The organism is Stenotrophomonas rhizophila, from assembly GCF_003751305.1.
Classification (GTDB): Bacteria; Pseudomonadota; Gammaproteobacteria; order Xanthomonadales; family Xanthomonadaceae; genus Stenotrophomonas; species Stenotrophomonas rhizophila_B.
Genome location: NZ_RJKV01000002.1, coordinates 1,169,974 through 1,189,241 on the forward strand (window position 1 = coordinate 1,169,974; position 19,268 = coordinate 1,189,241).

The following is a 19,268-nucleotide window of genomic DNA, read 5'->3' on the forward strand; positions in this document are numbered from 1 at the left end:
CCGCGCCTGCCAATCAAAGGCCCCTGCACCGCATGCGACAATGGCCCCCCCCCACCTGACCAGCCGCCCCCGCGCGGCTGTCCGCCGTCCTGATGACTTCACCCGCCTCCTCGCTGCCCACGTCCTCCAGCCGCATCGCCGCCGGCGGCATCGCACTGGCCGCGATTGGCGCGATCGCGGCCTCGGGCAAGGCGGTCATTGTCAAACTCGCGTATCGGCATGGCGTGGATGCCACCACACTGCTGGCGTTGCGGATGCTGATGGCGTTTCCGCTGTTCGCGGTGCTGGCGGTATGGTCGGCGCGGCGCGCGCCAGCATTGTCATGGGGCGACCGGGGGCGCGTGGTGTGGCTGGGCTTCACCGGCTACTACCTGTCCAGCCTGCTCGACTTCCAGGGCCTGCAGTACATCAGCGTCACCCTGGAACGCCTGATCCTGTACTTGAACCCGACCCTGGTGCTGCTGATCAGCCTGGTCCTGCTGAAGAAGCGCCCTGGTCGCTGGCAGGTGGCGGCATTGGTGCTCAGTTATCTGGGCGTACTGCTGGCCTTCGGCCATGACCTGCAGCTGGAAGGCGGGCGCATCGTGCTGGGCAGTGCACTGGTGTTCGCCAGTGCGCTGAGCTACGCGCTGTATCTGTTCGGCAGTGGCCAGGTGGTGGCGCGGATCGGTGCGATCCGCCTGACCGCCTATGCCAGCTGCGTGGCCTGCGTGCTATGCGTGCTGCACTTCGCGGTGCTCCACCCGATGTCCGCGCTGGGCCAGGCGCCCACGCCGGTGTACTGGCTGTCGCTGATCAATGCGACGGTCTGCACGGTGCTGCCGGTGATGGCGATCATGCTGGCGGTGAAGCGGATCGGCTCGTCGCTGGCCGCCCAGGTGGGTATGCTCGGTCCGGTCTCCACCATCGTGATGAGTCTATGGCTGCTCGACGAACCCATGGGGCCGTGGCAGATCCTCGGCACGGCCCTGGTCCTGCTCGGCGTGCTGCTGGTCAGCCGGGTGCGCGCGTGAATGCGGCCGCCGTGGGCGATGACCCGGCGGCGCTGGCGCGTGCACGGATTCTGGCGGTGATCCATGCGATCCCGCGCGGGCAGGTGATGGGCTACGGTCAGGTCGCCGCCAAGGCGGGGCTGCCGGGCAGGGCGCGGCTGACCGCGCGCGTGCTGGGCATGAATGACGACCCGGACCTGCCGTGGCACCGCGTGCTGCGTTCGGACGGGCGCATTGCAATGCCTGAAGGCTCGGCAGGGTGGAAGGAACAGAGCCAGCGGCTGCGCGCCGAGGGCGTGATGATCGAACGGGGGCGGGTGAAGGGCATGCCGGTAACCGGCGCCAACGATCTGGATGCCGCCCTGTGGGGACCGGGCTGACGCTGCCTGCCGGTTGAACGCGGCCGCCGCCGCGCAGATGGCGGCCGGGCGCTGCGGCTATGATGGGCGCAGTTCCAAAGGATGCCCCCATGTTTCCGCGACTGCCTACTGTCACCAAAGCGTTGTTGATCGCCAACGCCGTGCTGTTCCTGCTGCAGCAGCCGTTCCTGCTCGGCAATGCCACCTTCGAGCCCTTCATGCTGCAGCCTCTGGGTGGCGGCTTCGATCCGTTCTCGCCGGGCGGCAACTTCCAGCCCTGGCAGCTGCTGACCTATGGCTTCCTGCATGGCAGCTTCGGCCATCTGTTCTTCAACATGCTCGCGCTCTTCATGTTCGGCGCGCCGTTGGAGCAGACCTGGGGCGAGAAACGTTTCCTCATCTATTACCTGGTGTGCGTCGCCGGTGCCGGGCTGTGCCAGCTGCTGGTCGGCATGATACTGGCCGATCCGGCCACAGTGCTGGGTGCGTCGGGTGGCGTGTTCGGTCTGCTGCTGGCCTACGGCATGCTGTTCCCGAACCAGCGGGTGATGCTGCTGTTCCCGCCGATCCCGATGAAGGCCCGTACCTTCGTGATCGTGTTCGGCGCGATGGAACTGATGCTGGGCGCCACCGGCTGGCAGCCGGGCGTGGCCCACTTCGCGCATCTGGGCGGCATGCTGTTTGGCTGGCTGCTGATCCGCTACTGGCGCGGCCAACCGCCGTTCAACAACCGACGGCCGCCGGGCCCGCCCAAGCGCCCCAATCACCTGCGCAGCATCAAGTGAGGCAAATAACAGGGACGGAGGTAGTTAATAACCACCTCCGTCCCTGTTAAATGAAAAGGGCGCCCAATGGGCGCCCTTTCGTTTGCTACAGAGCCGGACTCAGCGCCAGACCTTGATCTGATCGTTGTCCACGCGCTGCATCGGCTGGCCGGGCTTGCAGGTGAAGGTGGCACCGAAGGCCGGCAGGTTGGACAGCGGGCCGTTGGTGCGCCAGCGGCCCGGGGCCAGGATGTCCGAGCTCAGGCGCTGGGCGGCGACGTTCGGCGACAACTGCTGCGGCCACAGGCTCGCCCAACCACGGAAGAAGCCCTGCTGGGCAGCCGGCTTGGCGGCCGGTTCGACCGCCTTGTAAGCTTCCCACGCCAGTTCGAGGCCAGCCAGGTCGGCCAGATTCTCTTCGCGGGTAAGTTCACCGTTGACCTTGGCACCCTTCACGCCCGGGTAGTCGTAGCCGCTGTACTGCGCGGCCACGCGGTTGCCGAACAGGGTCCAGGCTGTCTTGTCAGCCGGGGTCCACCAGCTGCGCAGTTCGCCCTTGGCATCGACCAGCGCGCCCTTGGCATCGATTGCACGGGTCAGCTCATGGGCGACCAGCGCACCGTAGCTGCCAAACAGCTCGGCGGTATCGCCCTTGGCGTTGAACACCGGGCTCTGCAGCACGGCGGCGGTGACGATCAGGCGGTTCTGCGCGATGTCATACGCCAGTGCCGGCTGCTGCGGCAGCACGTCCCAACGACGGTCGGCGTTGCCCTTGCCGATGCGCTTCATTTCTTCGCGGTGGCGCCAGGTCGAGGCGATCAGCATGTTGCCGCCGAAGCTGCCGCGGCCCATCGGCTGCACGGTGTAGTCCAGATCGCGCAACGGGGTGCCGATCTCGATCTTCAGCGCGGCCAGCTTGGCCTGTGCTTCGGTCTTGGCCTCATCGCTCATCCAGGTGCTGCGCTTGACCGCATCGATCTGCACTTCGCGGATCTTGTCGACCACCAGCGCCGCCTTGCGACGGTCATCGGCCGACAGGTGCTTGGCCGCGTACTCACGGCCCACCATCGGGCCGGCAGCGACGTTGATCGCGTCCAGCACCTGCTCCCAGCGTGCCGGCGGCAGGGTCTGGCCACGGATCACACGGCCGCGGAATTCGAATTCGGCATCGCGGTAGGCCTTGGACAGGTACGGGGCCATCGCATCACCCACGCGCCAGCGCAGGTAGACCTTCCACTGCTCCGGCTTGAGCCGGGTGACCATGCCGTCGAGCTGCTTGAACAGCGCCGGATCGGACAGCGAGACCAGGTCATCGTTGACGCCCTGTGCCTTCAGGAAGGCCTCCAGCTGCAGGTTGCGGTAGCGGCTGTTGAGCTCCTTGGTGGAGATCGGCGCGTAGTTGTTGAACGGGTTGTTGATGCCCGCAAGCGACTGCGCATTGCGCGCCAGTTCGGTTTCCAGGGCGATCACCGACTGCGACTCCGCATCGAGCTTGTCGGCCGGAGTGCCGGTCAGCGCCAGCACCTGCTTGACGTAGTTGCGGTAGCGACCCATCAGCGCGACGGTGTCGGCATCGGTCCGGGTGTAGAACGCCGGGTCCGGCAGACCCATGCCGCCCTGCATGAAGTAGCCGATGTGGCGGTCCAGCGCCTTCAGGTCCACGTCCGGGGCGAAGTTGAAGGCCACCGGGATGCCGACCTGGTGCAGCGCGGCGATCGACGCCGGCACATCCTTGGCCTTCTTGATCGCATTGATGCGGGTCAGCAGGGGGGCGATCGGGTTGGACCCGTCGGCTTCCACCGCAGCCTCGTCCAGGCCACTGGCCCAGAAGTCGCCCAGCAGCTTCTGCACGTTGCCCTGCGGCGCGGTCATCGCGCCATCCAGCAGTGCGCGCTGTTGCTGGCGGGTGCGGTCGGCCAGCTGGCCCAGCGCGGTGGTGGCGCCGGTCTGCGGCACCGGATTGGCCTTCAACCAGGTGGCGTTGGTGGCTTCGTAGAAGTCGCTGCACTGGGCGCTGACCGCCGGCGCGCGGGCGGCGGCCTTCTTCTTCGGCGCGGCGTGCGCATCGGGAGCAGCGACCAGGGTGAGCAGGCTGATGCCCAGGGCGATGGCAAGCGGACGGAGGTTGGACATGTAAAGCGAATCCGGCGGAATTGGGATCGCGCGAGTGTACCAAGCAAAGCGAAACGAGCGTGATGGGCAGCATGCGCCCCAAAAGCAAAGGCCCGGGAGATCCCGGGCCTTTGCATGCATCACCTCACGCGTGGGCGCGATGGCTTACCAGATCACGACCTGCTGGTCGCCGGCGCGCACCATCGGCGAACCGGCCTTGCACTGGAACGCAGCGGCGAAGGTCGGCAGGTTCGACGGGGCACCCATCGCACGGAACTGCGCCGGGGCATGCGGGTCGGTCGCCAGACGGACCTTCATGTTCTCCGGGGTGTACTTGGTGCGCCACACGGTGGCCCAGTTGAAGAAGAAGCGCTGGTCGCGGGTGAAGCCGTCGACCTTCGGGTCTTCCTTGCCGGCCGAGGCCTTCTGCAGGGCGTCGTAGGCGGTGGCCAGGCCACCCAGGTCGGCGATGTTCTCGCCCAGGGTCAGCTTGCCGTTGACCGGCTGGCCGTCCACCTTGTAGCCATCGAACTGCTTGATCAGCTTGCCGGTCAGGCCGCTGAAGTTCTTGGTGTCCGCCTCGGTCCACCAGTTCTCGAAGTTGCCGGTCGGCCCGAAACGGCTGCCCTGGTCGTCGTAACCGTGGGTCATTTCGTGGCCGATCACTGCACCGATGCCGCCGTAGTTCAGCGCGTCATCGGCCTTGGGATCGAAGAACGGCGGCTGCAGGATGGCGGCCGGGAACACGATCTCGTTCTGCAGCGGGTTGTAGTAGGCATTGACCGTCTGCGGGGTCATGCCCCACTCGGTCTTGTCCACCGGCTGGCCGATCTTGGACAGCGCGAACTTGTAATTGAATGCGTTCGCCGCGCGGACGTTGCCCAGGTAGCTGTCGCGACCGGTGGTCAGGCCACTCCAGTCACGCCACTTGTCCGGGTAGCCGATCTTCGGGGTGAAGGTCTCCCACTTGGCGATCGCCTTGGCCTTGGTCTCGTCGCTCATCCAGGTCAGGCCCTGGATGCGCTCCTTGAGCGAGGCGGCCAGGTTCTTGACCAGTTCTTCCATCTTGGCCTTGGCTTCTGGCGAGAAAGCGACCTTGACGTACAACTGGCCGAACGCATCACCGGCATCGTTTTCGATGGTGCCCAGCACGCGCTTCCAACGCGGCTTCTGCTCCTTCTGACCGTTCAGGGTCTTGCCGTAGAAGTTGTAGTTCTCGTTGACGAAGGCATCGGCCAGGTACGGCGAGGCGCCGTCCACGGTGTGGAAGCGCAGGTAGGCACGCCACACCGACGGATCGGTGTCGCCCAGCGCCTTGCTCACTTCCTGGTGGAAGCTCGGCATGGCCAGCGAGAACTTCTCCGGGGCGGCGATGCCCTGGGCCTTGAAGAACTCGGTCCAGCTGAAGTTCGGGGTCAGCTTGTCCGCATCGGCCACGGTGACCGGGTTGTAGAACAGCGAGACATCGCGCGAGAGCTCGACGCTGGACTTGGAGGCCTTGGCCAGGCGCGTTTCGAACTTGACCACATCGGCGGCCTGCTTCTCGGCATCGGCGGTCGCCACGCCGGCCAGTTCCAGCACCTTGGCCACATGGGCCTGGTAGGCCTTGAGCTTGTCGGCGTTCTTGGCGTCGGTGTAATAGGTGGTGTCCGGCAGGCCCAGGCCGCCCTGGCTGGCGTACGCCAGGTTCATGCTGGAATTCTTGAAGTCCGCTTCCGGACCGAAGCCGAACAGCACGTTCTCGCCCTTGGCCGCGCTGGTGCGCAGGTAGTTGGCGATCGCGTCCTTGTCCTGCAGGCCGTCGATGGCAGTCAGGTCGGCCTTGATCGGCTCGATGCCCTGGGCATTGATCTTGGCCTCGTCCATGCCGGTGGCCCAGAAGTCGCCAACGATCTTTTCGATGCCGACCGGGTTCTTGACCGCCGCGACCTGCTCGGCGAGCTGGTGCTGCACGGCGACCGAGCGCTCGTCCAGGATGGTGAAGGCGCCCCAGCTGGTGCGGTCGGCCGGGATCTCATTGGCGGCCAGCCACTTGCTGTTGACGTAGTCACCGAACGCACCGCAGGCGTCCATGCTGGTGTCCAGATCGGACGGGTGGAAGGCGTTGTAGGCCGGCAGCTTGCTCTCGTCGAGCTTGTACTCGGTGGCGGCGGGGGCCGCCGGCGCGGCGGTGGAGGCTGCGCTGTCCGTGGCCGGGGTTTCGTTCTTGCCGCAGCCGACCAGCGCGGCCGAAACGGCCAGGGTCAGCAGTACCAGTTTGGGTGTACGAGCGATCACGTGATTGGCCTCCAGGCCGGAAAGTCATGCAGGAATGGCCCGGAAGGGCCTGTGGGCCAGACGATACGCCGCTGGCCCGGCCTGCAAGGGTGTCGAAGGTCATGGCCGATGGCAAGAGGCCTGATCCGGTCAACCCTGGCGACCGGGCTTCCCGGGGAGCGGGCACGTAAAAGCCCCGCCTTTCGGCGGGGCTTCGTTGTCACCTCATCGCGCTGTATTACTCCGCGCCAAACTCATACTTGGCCTGCACATACACGGCGCGGCCGTAGATGTTGTAGAAGTAATTGTTGTAAGGCGTACCCGAGGTGCCCGGGTAGTTGCTTGCCTGGTTGTCGGGCATTTTGTTGAACACGTTGTTGACCATCACCGAGAAGGTCATGTTCTCGGCAGCACGGTAGTTCACGCTCAGGTTGTAGGTGGTGTAGGAGCCCCACTTGCCCGCCTTGGCGCCCGAGGAATGCACGTAGTCATAGCCGTTGCCGGCGTAGGCCAGGTAGTTCGGGGTTTTGCCGACATAGTTGAAGTACAGCGTGGTGGTCCACTTGTCCAACGCCCAGCCCACCGAGCCATCCGCACGCACCTTGGCGTAGGAATCGTAGATCCACATGTTGTACGGATCGCGCAGCAGATCCAGATACTCATCGCCCGGCTGCGGCTGCAGTTCGCGCTTGATCATGTTGGTGTAGTTGGTGGAGAACTGCAGTGCACCGAAGCGACCCAGCTCCTGCACGTACTTGGCGCTGGCGGTGATGGCCTGCAGGTTCTGGCTGGCCACGTTCATCTTCGGCGTGTAGATCTCATCCAGAACGCCGGAGGCATCGCGGGTGATCCACTCGTTGACGTTGTCGCAGCTGGCCGAGGTGTTGTTGACCTGGCCGTTGCGGCAGTAGTACTCGGCCAGCAGCAGCTGATCCGAGCTCAGCGTGTCCACTTCGTTCTTGATCTTCCAGTTGTAGTAGTCGACCGAGAAGGACAGGTTGTTCAGCGGTGCCCAGACCACGCCGGCATTCCACACATCGGCGGTGATCGGCTCCAGGTCCGGGTTGCCGGCACGCTGGCCGAACACCGAGACACTGTCATACGCACAGCCGGTGGTGTCGGTCGGTGCGTAGCCCAGCTGGCCGCAGCGGTAGTAGTCGGTGGCGCCGTTGGCGTAGTAACCGCTCAGGCCCTGGAAAGCATCGGACAGGCTCGGCGCGCGGAATGCGGTGCCGTACTTGCCGCGGAACAGCAGGCTTTCGATCGGGCGGAACTCGACGCCCACGCTGTAGGTCGCCTTGTCCACGGTGCTGTTGCCGATCTTGAAGGCGTCATAACGGCCCGAGCCGGTCACAGTGAGCGAGTCGAGCAGCGGCAGGCGCAGCTCGGAGGTCACCGCGTAATTGCTGCGATGGCCAGCACCGGCTACGGCGGTGGTGCCCCACACGCTGCCATCCATCAGACGCTCGTCCGGGGTGTAATCCCAGCCTTCGCTGCCGGCTTCAGCGACCACGGCGAAACCAGCATCACCGCCGGGCAGTGAGAACAGCGTGCCATTGGTGATCTGGAAGCGGCCCAGGTTCTGCCAGGTACGGCTCTGGCTCTCGGTGTAACCGGTGAAGGTAGCGAAATCGCCGGCCGGGATCGGTGCGTAGAAGGCGTCCCAGTTCGGCGAGAACACGGCATAGCCATTGCGCGTGCCCAACTGCGGGCCCAGCACGTTCTCTTCGAAATAGTTGTTGATCGGATCGGCCCAGCGCACGAAATTGCGCTCGGTCAGCTTGTACTCGCCGCGCGTGAAGCTGGCGCTGTAATCCCAGTTGCCCAGCGTGCCGCGGCCACCGAGGGTGACCTGGTAGGCCTTGTTGCGGTCGGTGTTGAGAATGTCCTTGTAGCCGTTGGCGCTGATGTCCTCCGGCGCGAACGCGCGCTGCAGGTTCATCCACTGGCCGCTGGTCTGATCCCAGAAGCGACCGTAGCCGGAAGCAGTGCCCCACCAGGTGTAGTTCGAGCCGGTGGCGTACTTCACGTCTTCATAGCTGTAGAGCACATCGCCGAACAGCTGCAGGCTGTCGTTGGCGTCGAAGGTGAACGAGCTGTAGATCTGTGCGCTGTCCTTGCCATTCTTGACGGTCTTGTAGCCCGGGCTGTAGATCGAGCCGCAGGACTGGCCGGCCGCACGGGTGCCAAGCACGGTGGTGCCGCCGAACTGACCGGCGACGTTGGCGCACAGGTTCGGGTCCATCATCAAGTAGGCATTGCCTGCCGCCGGATTGACCACCAGGAAGTCATTGGTCGGCACCTGGGCGGTGTAGCCGTTGCCGTTGGTGGTCCTGGTGACGTCGCGCTGGTAACCCCAGATCGGGTTGCTCGACTCGAACTGGGCATTGACCAGCACGTTGAGGCGGTCATCGGCACTGTTGAAACCCGTCGCTCCGCTGATGCGGAAGGTGCTGCCGCCGCCCTCGGTGTAAGTGCCGCCGCGCACGTTGAGCACGCTGCCGTCCATCCGCTCTTTCAGGATGATGTTGACCACGCCGGCGATCGCGTCCGAGCCGTACAGGGAGGACTGGCCACCCGGCAGGATCTCGATGCGCTCGACGATGTCGATCGGGATGCCGCTGATGTTGTTGAACGTGTCGCCGCCGTTGTACAGCGCGGGGTAGGACAGCATCGGCCGGCCGTTGATCAGGTACTTGGTGTAGCTCGGGCTCAGGCCGAACATGCCGGCTGCTTCAGCACCCTGGGTGAACGAGGCCGACGTCTGGCCGCCCTGCAGGCCGCCGGTGGTCAACGAGGACTGCTGCAGGACATCGGCCACGCTGGTGAATCCGCGGGTCTGGATGTCCTCGGCGGTGATGGTTACCACCGGCGTATGGGTTTCGATCTCGGTCTGCGGAATCAGCGAACCGGTAACAGTGACTTTGTCCAGGTTGGTGGTGCCGCTGTCCTGGGCGAAGGCAGTGACGGCGCTGGTCAGCAGCATGCCGGTCAGAACGGCAGCGGTCAGCGGGTGGCGAGACAGGGTGGAGCGATAGCGAGACATGGGCATCCCCGAGTGCAGTGTCGACGTGGGTGGGGGCCATCCGTGGGAACGTTTACATTCAATGGTGAAGCTTTCCTTGCTTCGTCATCGAACGTAACACAGCCTTAACAGTGCTTACACCGATCAGTCACATTGCGATCAGAATGAGGCCTGGAATATCTAGAAAAATGCTTTTAAATCAAATGCGTATGTTTTTGTATCAATTTGTAACACTGAAAACAATGAGCTGACACTGAATAATTGCATGTGAAACCGATTCCTGTTTTCGGGTTTTTGGCATGCAGTGCAGGGCTGCTTGCGAGCAGGGTCAGGCCCGGGTCGGGGAGGGCCTGGCGCAGGCCTGAAACGAAACAAGCCCGGCGTGAGCCGGGCTTGTTGGGTGTTGCCGTTCTGGATGGATCAGAACTTGTAGGACGCGCCCATGTAGAAGTAGCGGCCGACGTTGTCGTACATCGAGTGCCCGACATCGGCACCGAAGTAGTTGCGCGGCGGATCCTTGTCGAAGGCGTTGTCGATGCCCAGGTACACGTCGATCTTGTCACCCGGGAACTGATAGCCCAGCTGGAAGTTGTGGTACGTGTACGAGCCGTTGCGGATCGGGCTGGCCGAACCGGGGTTGCTGGCGTAGCTGCTCGGGGTCACGCGCAGGTTGCCGTCGATGTAGTTCAGGTCCCACGAAGCACGCCACTGGCCCAGCGAGTACTTGCTCTGCAGGGTCGCGCGCCAGCGCGGATCGGTCACGTAGGTGACGTACTCGTTGTACTCGTCCGGGAACTCCTGGAAGGCCCATTCGCGCGACTGGATCAGACGGCTGCCGACGAACCGGACCACGGCATCGCCGCCGGCCATGTTCCAGCGATAGTCCATTTCCACGTCAACGCCGATGCGACGCGAGCGTGCCAGGTTCTCGTTCAGTGCGCTCCAGCGAACGATCGAGTACTCGGGGAAGAAGCGGCCCTGTGCGTCAGTGAAGCCACCGACCGGTGCACGTACGACCTGGCCGCAGAACGAGTTGCCCACACCGCCGGGGGAATCCACGCAGCGGCTGGCGTTGGTCTGTGCGGACACGGCGCCGATGGCGTCTTCCAGGTTGATGTTCCAGTAGTCCACCGACATGCCGAAGCCTGGCAGGAAATCAGGCTGCCACACGAAACCGTAGGTGAAGCTGCGGGCACGTTCCGGCTTCAGATCCGGGTTGCCGCCGCTGACGCCCGGGCGATTGGCACTGTAGGTGTCGATCCAGCCCACCGGCACGCCCAGCGCGGAGCAGTTGGCCTGGCGCAGTGCCGGGTCCTTCGCGGTCGACGGACGATTGGTGTTGGTGACCAGGTAGTTGCAGGGATCGGCGATGGCGGCGAAGTTCTCGCTCTGCGGGTTGTACAGCTCGCCGATGCTCGGCGCGCGGACGGCCTGCGACAGCGTGCCGCGCACACGCAGCGACGGGATCACGGTCCAGTCCAGACCCACCTTCCAGGTGGTGGTCTCGCCGATGCTGCTGTAGTCCGAGTAACGGCCTGCGGCGTCCATGGTCAGCGAGTAGATGCCCGGGATGTCGGCCAGCAGCGGGACGCTGGTTTCGACGAAGACTTCCTTGACGTTGTACTGACCCATCCGGTTCGGGATGGCGTTAAGGAAGGTCAGGCCCTGGGCGGCCAGCGGATCGGTGATTTCGCGGCTCTTTTCCTTGCGGTATTCCACGCCGCCTGCGACGCCGACGTCGCCAGCCGGCAGGCTGAACAGCGACGGATTCGCCACGGAGGCGCTGAACACGGACTGCTGGATGCGCGAGAAGTTGAACGAATCCACGTTCATCCAGTCCTGCGCGGCCTGCGTCACACCGCCATTGCCGAGCACGCTGAACGGTACGCAGCCTTCGCGCGCGAAGCCGGAGTACACGCGGCCGGTGTGCGGATTGACCGCGTTCGGGTTGAGCGTGGTACGGCAGGCGACATTGCCGGTGGCCGGGTCGATGACCGCGTCCAGGCCCGCCTGCCAGCGTTCGTTGATGCGGTTGTTCAGATTCCAGCGCTTGACCTCGGTCTGGCCCCAGTTGCCGTAGGCATCGTAGGTCCAGTTCTCGCTCAGGTTGCCTTCAATGCCGAACACGAAGCGCTGGGTGGTGCGCTCGACGTGCTCGCCACGCTGGCCGGCGTCGACGTTGAAGCGGTTCAGCGTGAGCTGGGACACGCCGTTGGCCGCCATCAGGGCACGCAGCTCCGGGGTGACGAAGGCATTGTCGCGCTGGACGCGGATGGTGGTATCGAACGACGGCTGACCCAGGAAGTCGGACACCGTTTCGGTGTACTTGCCTTCGAAGTACAGGCGATGATTGTCGTTGAGATCGAAGTTGACGACCGTGTTGACGCTCTTGCGGTCAAAGCCCGGCTGCAGGTCGGCGACCGAGTTCAGGTCGGCGAAGTCGCAGTTGGTGCACGAGGTGTTGCTGACCATGGTGCCGTCGTAACGCTGCTTGCGGTACGAACCATCCGGATTGAACTGGTAACGGTTGCCCCAGGTCGATGGAGTGCGGAAGTCGAAGGCGCCCAGCGTGAAGGTGCCGCCGAAGGAGATCGAATGGTTACCGCCCGGGCCGCTCAGGATGGTCTGCGGGTTACGCTCGCTCGGTGCCTGGCTCGGGTCGAATGCGGGATTGGGCACGGACACCAGGAATTCGTTGCCGATCGCGCGATCGCTGCGGCGGAAACGGTCCTGCTTGCTGTACTCCAGCGCGATGGCGGCGTTACCGCGACCATCAGCGAAGTCGGTGCCGGTGGAGAAGCTGACGAACGAACGGTTGAAGCCGCCTTCGTCGGACATGCCGGTCTGGGCGCGCAACTCTGCGCCGTCGAACGACTTCTTCATGATGAAGTTGACCACGCCGGCGACCGCGTCGGCACCGTACACAGCGGATGCGCCGCCGGTGATGACTTCAACGCGCTCGATCCATTCAACCGGAATGGTGTTCACGTCCACCGAGGTGGAGCCGGAGGTGGCGCCAACGTGGCGGCGGCCATTGACCAGCACCAGGGTGCGCGAGGTGCCCATGCCACGCAGGTCCATCAGGCCAACGCCGGCAGTGCCGATGAAGCGCGTGGAGTTGCCCAGCGTGTAGGTCGGGGACAGGGCCGGCAGGCGCGACATCAGATCGCCGATATTGGTCGCGCCGGTGGCGCGGATCTCTTCGGCGGTGATGGCGGTGGTCGGCGACGGGGTGACGAAGCCGGTACGCGCGATGCGCGAGCCGGTAACGGTGACTTTATCCAGCTCGGTCGTGGCGCTGCCTGCTTCCTGTGCCATGACAGGAGCGGCGCCGACGGCCATCAGGCCAGCCATCAAGGCGCAGGTGAGCGGATGCCGCGAAGGCGCAAAACGTTGATTCATCTTTTGGATCCCCACTGAATAATGTACATGTCCCTCTTCCCTGAGTCCGTTACGGTGACGTTCATGAGCATTCCGTGCTCTCACTCGAACGTAACACAACGTTAACGATATTCACATGTTTGCGTCACACATCCGGCGGAACTGAGACATGTTGCCGTGCAACATCTCATTGATTACAGTCACTTACCAAGCGACAGCTTTGCTGAATTTGGTCGTATGAGCTGTAACTGAATGGGTGAGTCGGCTGGGAATGCGTGAAATCCGGTAGGGGTGAGTGCTGGCGGGACTGTCAGATACATGCACCGAAGGATGGCTTGTTCGTACCTTGTATAGTGACCGGTTCCCAGAACACCTTTTCGGAGCCCCTGCAGTGAGTGCCAGCCAGTCGCGTCGTCCCCACGCCAGCCAAGTGCAGAAGGGGTTGTCGCCGCATCCGCGCGTCCGCAACGTGATTGCCGTGGGTTCGGGCAAAGGCGGCGTCGGCAAGTCCACTACCGCGGTCAATCTGGCGGTCGCGCTGGCCAGGCTCGGCGCACGCGTGGGTCTGTTGGATGCTGATATCTATGGCCCCAGCGTGCCGGCCATGCTCGGCCTGAGTGGCCGTCCGGAAAGCCCGGACAACAAGTCGATCGAGCCGATGCGTGCGTTCGGGGTGGAGACCATGTCGATCGGTTACCTGATCGAGGACGAGACGCCGATGATCTGGCGCGGTCCGATGGCGACCTCGGCGATGACGCAGTTCTTCAACGACACCCTGTGGGACGACCTGGACTACCTGCTGATCGATCTGCCGCCGGGCACCGGCGACATCCAGCTGACGCTGACCCAGAAGATTCCGCTGGCCGGCGCGGTGATCGTCACCACGCCGCAGGACATCGCCACGCTGGATGCGAAGAAAGCGCTGAAGATGTTCGAGAAGGTCGAGGTGCCGGTGCTGGGCATCGTGGAGAACATGGCGGTGCACACCTGCAGCAACTGCGGCCAGGTCGAGCATCTGTTCGGCGAGGGCGGCGGCGAGCGTATGGCTGCGCAGTACGGCGTGCCGCTGCTGGGGTCGCTGCCGCTGGAAATCTGCATCCGCGAGCAGGGCGATGCCGGTACGCCGATCACCGCCGCCGCGCCCGAATCGCCGGCGGCCCAGGCCTATCTGCGCGCTGCAGAGCGCCTGATCGAGGAAGTGGCCAAGCGCCCGCGCGCCAGCATTCCGATCCTGTCCTCGCTGATCTGAGCCGGGGCGGCCGCCGCAGCGGCCCCACCTACGCGTGCCGGGGCAGGGGGGCTGCGGCATAATGGCGGGCCCGAACCGGCGCAGCCCAGGACCCCCTTACATGAGCATCAAGAGTGACCGCTGGATCCGTCAGATGGCCGAGCAGCAGGGCATGATCGAGCCGTTCGAAGCCGGCCAGGTCAAGCAGGCCAACGGCCAGCGCATCGTCAGCTATGGCACCTCCAGCTACGGCTACGACGTGCGTTGCTCGCGCGAGTTCAAGGTGTTCACCAACATCAACTCCACCATCGTGGACCCCAAGCACTTCGATCCGGGCAGCTTCGTGGATATCGTCGGTGATGAGTGCATCATCCCGCCCAACAGCTTCGCACTGGCGCGCACCGTGGAGTACTTCCGCATCCCGCGCGACACCCTGGTGGTGTGCCTGGGCAAGAGCACCTACGCGCGCTGCGGCATCATCGTCAACGTGACCCCGCTGGAGCCGGAGTGGGAAGGCCACGTCACCCTGGAATTCAGCAATACCACGCCGCTGCCGGCACGTATCTACGCCAACGAAGGCGTGGCACAGATGCTGTTCTTCCAGGCCGACAAGGACGATATCTGCGAGACCTCGTACAAGGATCGCGGTGGCAAGTACCAGGGCCAGACCGGCGTCACCCTGCCGCGCACCTGAGCCCACGTCCCGGTGGTGCCGGCAAACCTACCGGTAGTGCCAGCCCACCTACCGGTAGTGCCAGCCCACCTGCCGGTAGTGCCGGCCGCTGGCCGGCACCAGACAGCACACAAGAAAAAAGCGCGGATCGCTCCGCGCTTTTTTCGTTTCCGTCTTCCCGGCAGGCGTTATTTGCCGCGGCCGAACAGCAACCCGATACCAACGGCCACCAGCACAACCGGCCACCAGGTGAGGATCAGCTTCCCCAGGTTCATGTTGGTCCAGCCCAGGTTGCTGGCCAGCAGGAACAGGCCGACGAGGATCAGGACGATGGCGGCGACAAGGTTGGAACGCATCAGGGGCAGGGTCCGCTAGGGCTGGGGCGAATATCCTAGCCGTTCCTTCCAGTGCGCGACACGCTCGGCCAGCACCTGTGGATCAAAACGGTGCGCCTGCCCCTGGCCCCAGACCGGGCCCGGCCATGCCGGATCGCCGACATGGCGCCCGATCACGTGGAAATGCAGCTGGCGCACGATGTTGCCCAGCGAGCCGATGTTGATCTTCTCGACCCCATCGGTGCCTTTGAGCGCCTTGCACGCCCGGTTCAATTCGGTGCGCAGCTTGTCCTGCTGCTCGCCGTCCAGATCGATCCACTCGGTCACGCCAGTCAGGCGCGGGACCAGGATCAACCAGGGGTACCTTTCATCGTTCATCAATCGCACTTGCGATAAAGGCCCTTCTGCTACCAGTACGCTGTCGGTGGCCAGGCGTGAATCCAGTTCGAACTCGCTCATCCAAGATGCTCCGCAAAGAAGTCCAGGGTGCGTTCCAGCGCCAGGTGGGCGCTGTCTGGATCATACGCATGTCCGACGCTGCGGTTGAAGGCGTGATCGGCCGGGTAGACGAAGGTGGCCATCTGCGGCAGCTTCTCGCGGTGGGCCTTGATCGCCTCCGGCGGGATGCTCTTGTCCTGCGCGCCGAAGTGGAACATGACCGGCGCCTTGGGCGTCTCGTCCAGATAGTTCACGTTGCGGGCGCCGTAATAGCTGACCGAGGGCAGACCCAGGCGCAGCGCGGAGAGCAGGGCGATGCTGCCGCCCCAGCAATAGCCGACGGTGCCGACCTTGCCGGCCGGGGCCAGCCGCGACGCAGCGGCCCGCACGATCTCCAGCGCCTTTTCGACCCCGAGCTCGTCGACCATGGCCAGGCCGGCGGCGACACCATCACTGTCGTAAGGCAGTTCCGGCGGTTCGGTGCCGTCCGGGGCTGAGTCGGCCAGATCGAAGAACGACGGGGCCAGCACGGCATAACCCTTGGCGGCGTAATCGTCGGCCACCGCGCGGATGTGCGGGTTGGCGCCGAAGATCTCCTGGATCACCACCAGGCCCCCGCGCGGCTTGCCTTCCGGCGTCGCCTGCCAGGCGCGGACCGGTCCGTAATGCGTATCGAGTGTGATCCACTCACCCATGGTGCGAGACTCCCGTTGGTTCAGGCATTCATTATCGGCCCCGCGCGGGTTAGCGCGATGTCAGCGGGGATGCCGGATCTGGCGGGATCAACCCGATCCGGTTCAGGGGCGCGGACTGAACGCCGGTATACTTGCCGCCGTTTCCGGCCCCAGGTCCCCACGCCATTCCGGCATGGGCCCAGGCCCCCAGAGTCCTTGCGATCCATGTCCCAGCTGAACCCCAAAGTCGGCTTCGTCAGCCTTGGCTGCCCGAAGGCCCTTGTCGATTCCGAGCGCATCCTCACCCAGCTGCGGTCCGAGGGCTACGACATCGTTCCCTCCTACGATTCGGCCGACGTGGTGGTGGTCAACACCTGCGGCTTCATCGATTCGGCCGTGACCGAGTCGCTGGATGCGATCGGCGAGGCGATGAACGCCAACGGCAAGGTGATCGTCACCGGCTGCCTGGGCAAGCGCCCGGAGCAGATCCGCGAGGCCTACCCGAACGTGTTGGCGGTGTCGGGCCCGCAGGACTACATGAGCGTGATGGAGGCCGTGCACGCCGCGCTGCCGCCCAAGCACGATCCCTTCGTGGATCTGGTGCCCGACTACGGCATCAAGCTGACCCCGCGCCATTACGCCTATCTGAAGATTTCCGAAGGCTGCAACCACACGTGCAGCTTCTGCATCATTCCCTCGATGCGCGGCAAGCTGGTCTCGCGCCCGGTCGATGAGGTGCTGCGCGAAGCCGAGCGGCTGGTGCGTGGTGGCGTCAAGGAACTGCTGGTGGTCTCCCAGGACACCTCGGCCTATGGCGTGGATGTGAAGTACGCCGAGCGCATGTGGCGCGACAAGGCCTACCAGACCCGGTTGAAGGCGCTGTGCGAAGGTCTGTCCGAGCTCGATGCCTGGACCCGCATGCACTACGTGTACCCGTACCCGCACGTGGACGAGATCGTGCCGCTGATGGCCGAAAACCGGATCCTGCCGTACCTGGATATCCCGTTCCAGCACGCCAGCCCGCGCATCCTCAAGCTGATGAAGCGCCCGGGCGCTGTCGACAAGACCCTGGAACGCGTGCAGCGCTGGCGCCAGCTCTGCCCGGACATCACCGTGCGCTCGACCTTCATCGTCGGCTTCCCGGGCGAGACCGATGCCGAGTTCGAGGAGCTGCTCAGCTTCCTGGACGAGGCGCAATTGGATCGCGTCGGTGCGTTTGCCTACTCGCCGGTCACCGGCGCGACCGCCAACGATCTGCCCGGTGCGGTGCCCGAAGAAGTGAAGCAGGAGCGTCTGGCCCGCTTCATGGCACGTCAGGCGGAGATCTCCGCCGCGCGCCTGGAAGCCAAGATCGGCACCGTGCAGCAGTGCCTGGTCGATGCCATCGAAGACGGTATCGCAGTGGCGCGTTCGAAGGCCGATGCGCCGGAGATCGACGGCCTGGTGCATATCCAGAACGCCGATGACGCCAAGCTGCGTGTCGGTCAGTTCGTCGATGTCGAGATCACCGAGAGCGACGATCACGACCTGTTCGGTGACGCGATCATCGCGGCAGAAGCGCGCAAGCCGTTCGATCTGCAGGTGCTGTGATCGCAGTGGCGACGGCTGCCGATATCGGCGGTCGTCGCCGTTTCATCGCACCGCCGCGCGAAGCCGTGGATGCGGCCTGCTTCGCACAACCGATCTACGCCGGGCTGGGTGACGTGCAGGACCTGCTGATGGCGCCGAGCTGGCCCACCATTGCATCGCTCGATGCACGCCTCGCGCTGCCGGACGCGCATCTGGCCGAGCAGGACGAGACGCTGCTGGCCGACGGCCTGCACTATGAAACCCGCATTGCCGAGCGCGGCCAGATCGCCACGCGTGCGGACAACTGGCACGACCTGTTCAACGCCCTGATCTGGGCGCGTTACCCCCACATCAAGCGCGCGCTCAACCGGCAGCAGTGCCGGCACATCGCGGCGATGGCGCCAGGGCAGCGCAACCGCGCGCAGGCTGCGTTGACCCAGTTCGACGAGAGCGGCGTGATCGTGCGCGTGCGCGAATCGGCGCTGCTGCGCGCGTGGGATCAGCACGATTGGAGTGCGTTGTTGGTGAACGGGGCAGGGCAGTGGCGACGTGGCGACATCGCCGTCGCGGCGGTGATCGGGCATGCGCTGCTGGAGCAGGCCTTGGTGCCCGAGCGCCTGCTGGTCGGCAAGTGCGTGGTGGTGCACGGCAATGACGATGCCGCCGCGATTGCGGCGGTGGCGCAGGCAATCGCGGACGGTGTGCTGCTCAATGATCCCCTGGAACTGCGGCCATTGCCGTTGGCGGGGATTCCCGGGTGGCACGCGCGGCAGGACGCGGGCTTCCATGCGCGGGCCGACTACTTCCGCCCGTTGCGCGAGGGCCGCGCGTATCCCGCAGCGCTGGGGTGATGCGGCGGCTGCTCTACCCCCGCTGGTTTCCGGCGTCACGTGTAGATCCACGCCATGCGTGGATGCACCCTGTCAGCCGGGGTACGCCACCGACAGGATCGCGAACCCATGGCGACCGCTGGGCAGCTCCACCTCGAACTCATCGTCCACGCGTTTCTTCAACAACGCGCGCGCCAATGGCGAATCGATGCTGATCCAGCCCGCACCGGCATCGGTCTCGTCCGGGCCGACGATGCGATACACGTGGATGTCGCCAGAGTCGACGTTCTCCAACTCGATCGTCGCGCCGAAGAACACCGCGTTCGGATCGGTCGGCGCGGTATCGACAATGCGCAGTGCCTCCAGCCGTTTGGTCAGGTAGCGCACGCGCCGATCGATCTCACCGAGCTGCTTCTTGCGGTAGGTGTACTCGGCATTCTCTGAGCGGTCGCCCTCCGCGGCGGCGGCGGCCAGTGCCTTCACCACTTCGGGGCGCTTGTGCCGCCACAGTTCGTCCAGCTCGGTCTTCAACCGCTGGTGGCCCTGTGCGGTGATCAGGGCCGTGCTTTTTTCCGCGGGGGGACGCCAACGCGACATCTGGTCTGCTTGTGCTCGTCAAAAGGTGCCGCGCC

Annotated in this window: 15 protein-coding genes; 7 read left to right on the plus strand and 8 right to left on the minus strand. The window is 64.8% G+C overall.

Going from position 1 to position 19,268, the window contains the following annotated elements; genetic code table 11:
• Positions 1-92: 92 nt before the first annotated feature.
• The 3 genes from EDF74_RS13665 (at position 93) to EDF74_RS13675 (ending at position 2,136) form a co-directional block, all read left to right on the plus strand.
• Positions 93-1,013, plus strand: coding sequence for a DMT family transporter (locus EDF74_RS13665; protein ID WP_123730604.1), 921 nt, complete (start codon positions 93-95; stop codon positions 1,011-1,013).
• Positions 920-1,372, plus strand: coding sequence for an MGMT family protein (locus EDF74_RS13670; protein WP_428999165.1), 453 nt, complete (start codon positions 920-922; stop codon positions 1,370-1,372). Before EDF74_RS13665 ends, EDF74_RS13670 begins: the two co-directional genes overlap by 94 nt.
• An 89-nt stretch (positions 1,373-1,461) precedes the next feature.
• A complete protein-coding gene (locus EDF74_RS13675; RefSeq protein WP_123730605.1) occupies positions 1,462-2,136 on the plus strand; it encodes a rhomboid family intramembrane serine protease in 675 nt (224 codons plus the stop codon).
• Positions 2,137-2,235: 99 nt separating this feature from the next.
• Here EDF74_RS13675 and EDF74_RS13680 read toward each other — a convergent pair whose 3' ends face one another.
• The 4 genes from EDF74_RS13680 to EDF74_RS13695 all read right to left on the minus strand — a co-directional run bounded on the left by EDF74_RS13680 (position 2,236) and on the right by EDF74_RS13695 (position 12,910).
• A complete protein-coding gene (locus EDF74_RS13680; protein WP_123730606.1) occupies positions 2,236-4,248 on the minus strand; it encodes a M13 family metallopeptidase in 2,013 nt (670 codons plus the stop codon).
• A 144-nt stretch (positions 4,249-4,392) separates the two neighbouring features.
• The gene (locus tag EDF74_RS13685; protein WP_184997309.1) at positions 4,393-6,501 is read right to left on the minus strand and encodes a M13 family metallopeptidase; all 2,109 of its coding nucleotides are present in this window, start codon (positions 6,499-6,501) and stop codon (positions 4,393-4,395) included.
• A 220-nt stretch (positions 6,502-6,721) separates the two neighbouring features.
• On the minus strand, positions 6,722-9,529 hold the full coding sequence (locus tag EDF74_RS13690) for a TonB-dependent receptor domain-containing protein (RefSeq protein WP_123730887.1): 2,808 nt from the start codon (positions 9,527-9,529) through the stop codon (positions 6,722-6,724).
• A gap of 399 nt (positions 9,530-9,928) precedes the next feature.
• Complete coding sequence (locus tag EDF74_RS13695; RefSeq protein WP_123730608.1) at positions 9,929-12,910, minus strand: TonB-dependent receptor domain-containing protein; 2,982 nt, start codon at positions 12,908-12,910, stop codon at positions 9,929-9,931.
• Positions 12,911-13,280: 370 nt separating this feature from the next.
• Between EDF74_RS13695 and apbC the strand changes: the two genes are divergently transcribed.
• Entirely contained in the window at positions 13,281-14,138 is an 858-nt protein-coding gene (apbC, locus tag EDF74_RS13700; protein WP_184997240.1) for an iron-sulfur cluster carrier protein ApbC, read from the plus strand.
• 100 nt (positions 14,139-14,238) lie between these two features.
• Complete coding sequence (gene dcd, locus EDF74_RS13705) at positions 14,239-14,811, plus strand: dCTP deaminase (RefSeq protein ID WP_088433273.1); 573 nt, start codon at positions 14,239-14,241, stop codon at positions 14,809-14,811.
• A 167-nt stretch (positions 14,812-14,978) separates the two neighbouring features.
• Here dcd and EDF74_RS18255 read toward each other — a convergent pair whose 3' ends face one another.
• From EDF74_RS18255 to EDF74_RS13715, 3 genes are read right to left on the minus strand one after another with little or no spacing between them, the layout of a single operon-like run.
• Positions 14,979-15,146 (minus strand): LiaI-LiaF-like domain-containing protein, encoded by a 168-nt coding sequence (locus EDF74_RS18255; RefSeq protein ID WP_184997242.1) that lies wholly within the window; start codon positions 15,144-15,146, stop codon positions 14,979-14,981.
• 15 nt (positions 15,147-15,161) lie between these two features.
• The gene (locus tag EDF74_RS13710; RefSeq protein WP_123730610.1) at positions 15,162-15,584 is read right to left on the minus strand and encodes an HIT domain-containing protein; all 423 of its coding nucleotides are present in this window, start codon (positions 15,582-15,584) and stop codon (positions 15,162-15,164) included.
• Complete coding sequence (locus tag EDF74_RS13715; protein ID WP_123730611.1) at positions 15,581-16,258, minus strand: dienelactone hydrolase family protein; 678 nt, start codon at positions 16,256-16,258, stop codon at positions 15,581-15,583. The genes EDF74_RS13710 and EDF74_RS13715 overlap by 4 nt, the downstream gene beginning before the upstream one ends.
• Positions 16,259-16,462: 204 nt before the next feature.
• Between EDF74_RS13715 and rimO the strand changes: the two genes are divergently transcribed.
• Both rimO and EDF74_RS13725 read left to right on the plus strand, forming a co-directional pair.
• Positions 16,463-17,827 carry a 30S ribosomal protein S12 methylthiotransferase RimO gene (gene rimO, locus EDF74_RS13720; protein WP_123730612.1) on the plus strand — a complete coding sequence of 455 codons (1,365 nt, stop codon included), beginning with the start codon at positions 16,463-16,465 and terminating at the stop codon, positions 17,825-17,827.
• The gene (locus EDF74_RS13725) at positions 17,824-18,657 is read left to right on the plus strand and encodes a DUF3025 domain-containing protein (RefSeq protein ID WP_123730613.1); all 834 of its coding nucleotides are present in this window, start codon (positions 17,824-17,826) and stop codon (positions 18,655-18,657) included. Before rimO ends, EDF74_RS13725 begins: the two co-directional genes overlap by 4 nt.
• A gap of 72 nt (positions 18,658-18,729) precedes the next feature.
• Here EDF74_RS13725 and greB read toward each other — a convergent pair whose 3' ends face one another.
• A complete protein-coding gene (gene greB / locus EDF74_RS13730) occupies positions 18,730-19,233 on the minus strand; it encodes a transcription elongation factor GreB (protein WP_121038490.1) in 504 nt (167 codons plus the stop codon).
• Between the last annotated feature and the right edge of the window lie 35 nt (positions 19,234-19,268).

Bases quoted from the DNA above. Each gene is read 5' to 3' on its own strand.
- rimO (WP_123730612.1), top strand. From the start codon at position 16,463: ATGTCCCAGCTGAACCCCAAAGTCGGCTTCGTCAGCCTTGGCTGCCCG.
- EDF74_RS13715 (WP_123730611.1), bottom strand. From the start codon at position 16,258: ATGGGTGAGTGGATCACACTCGATACGCATTACGGACCGGTCCGCGCC.
- EDF74_RS13665 (WP_123730604.1), top strand. From the start codon at position 93: ATGACTTCACCCGCCTCCTCGCTGCCCACGTCCTCCAGCCGCATCGCC.
- EDF74_RS13670 (WP_428999165.1), top strand. From the start codon at position 920: ATGGCTGCTCGACGAACCCATGGGGCCGTGGCAGATCCTCGGCACGGC.
- greB (WP_121038490.1), bottom strand. From the start codon at position 19,233: ATGTCGCGTTGGCGTCCCCCCGCGGAAAAAAGCACGGCCCTGATCACC.
- EDF74_RS13690 (WP_123730887.1), bottom strand. From the start codon at position 9,529: ATGTCTCGCTATCGCTCCACCCTGTCTCGCCACCCGCTGACCGCTGCC.
- EDF74_RS13695 (WP_123730608.1), bottom strand. From the start codon at position 12,910: ATGAATCAACGTTTTGCGCCTTCGCGGCATCCGCTCACCTGCGCCTTG.
- dcd (WP_088433273.1), top strand. From the start codon at position 14,239: ATGAGCATCAAGAGTGACCGCTGGATCCGTCAGATGGCCGAGCAGCAG.
- EDF74_RS13680 (WP_123730606.1), bottom strand. From the start codon at position 4,248: ATGTCCAACCTCCGTCCGCTTGCCATCGCCCTGGGCATCAGCCTGCTC.
- EDF74_RS18255 (WP_184997242.1), bottom strand. From the start codon at position 15,146: ATGCGTTCCAACCTTGTCGCCGCCATCGTCCTGATCCTCGTCGGCCTG.
- EDF74_RS13710 (WP_123730610.1), bottom strand. From the start codon at position 15,584: ATGAGCGAGTTCGAACTGGATTCACGCCTGGCCACCGACAGCGTACTG.
- EDF74_RS13675 (WP_123730605.1), top strand. From the start codon at position 1,462: ATGTTTCCGCGACTGCCTACTGTCACCAAAGCGTTGTTGATCGCCAAC.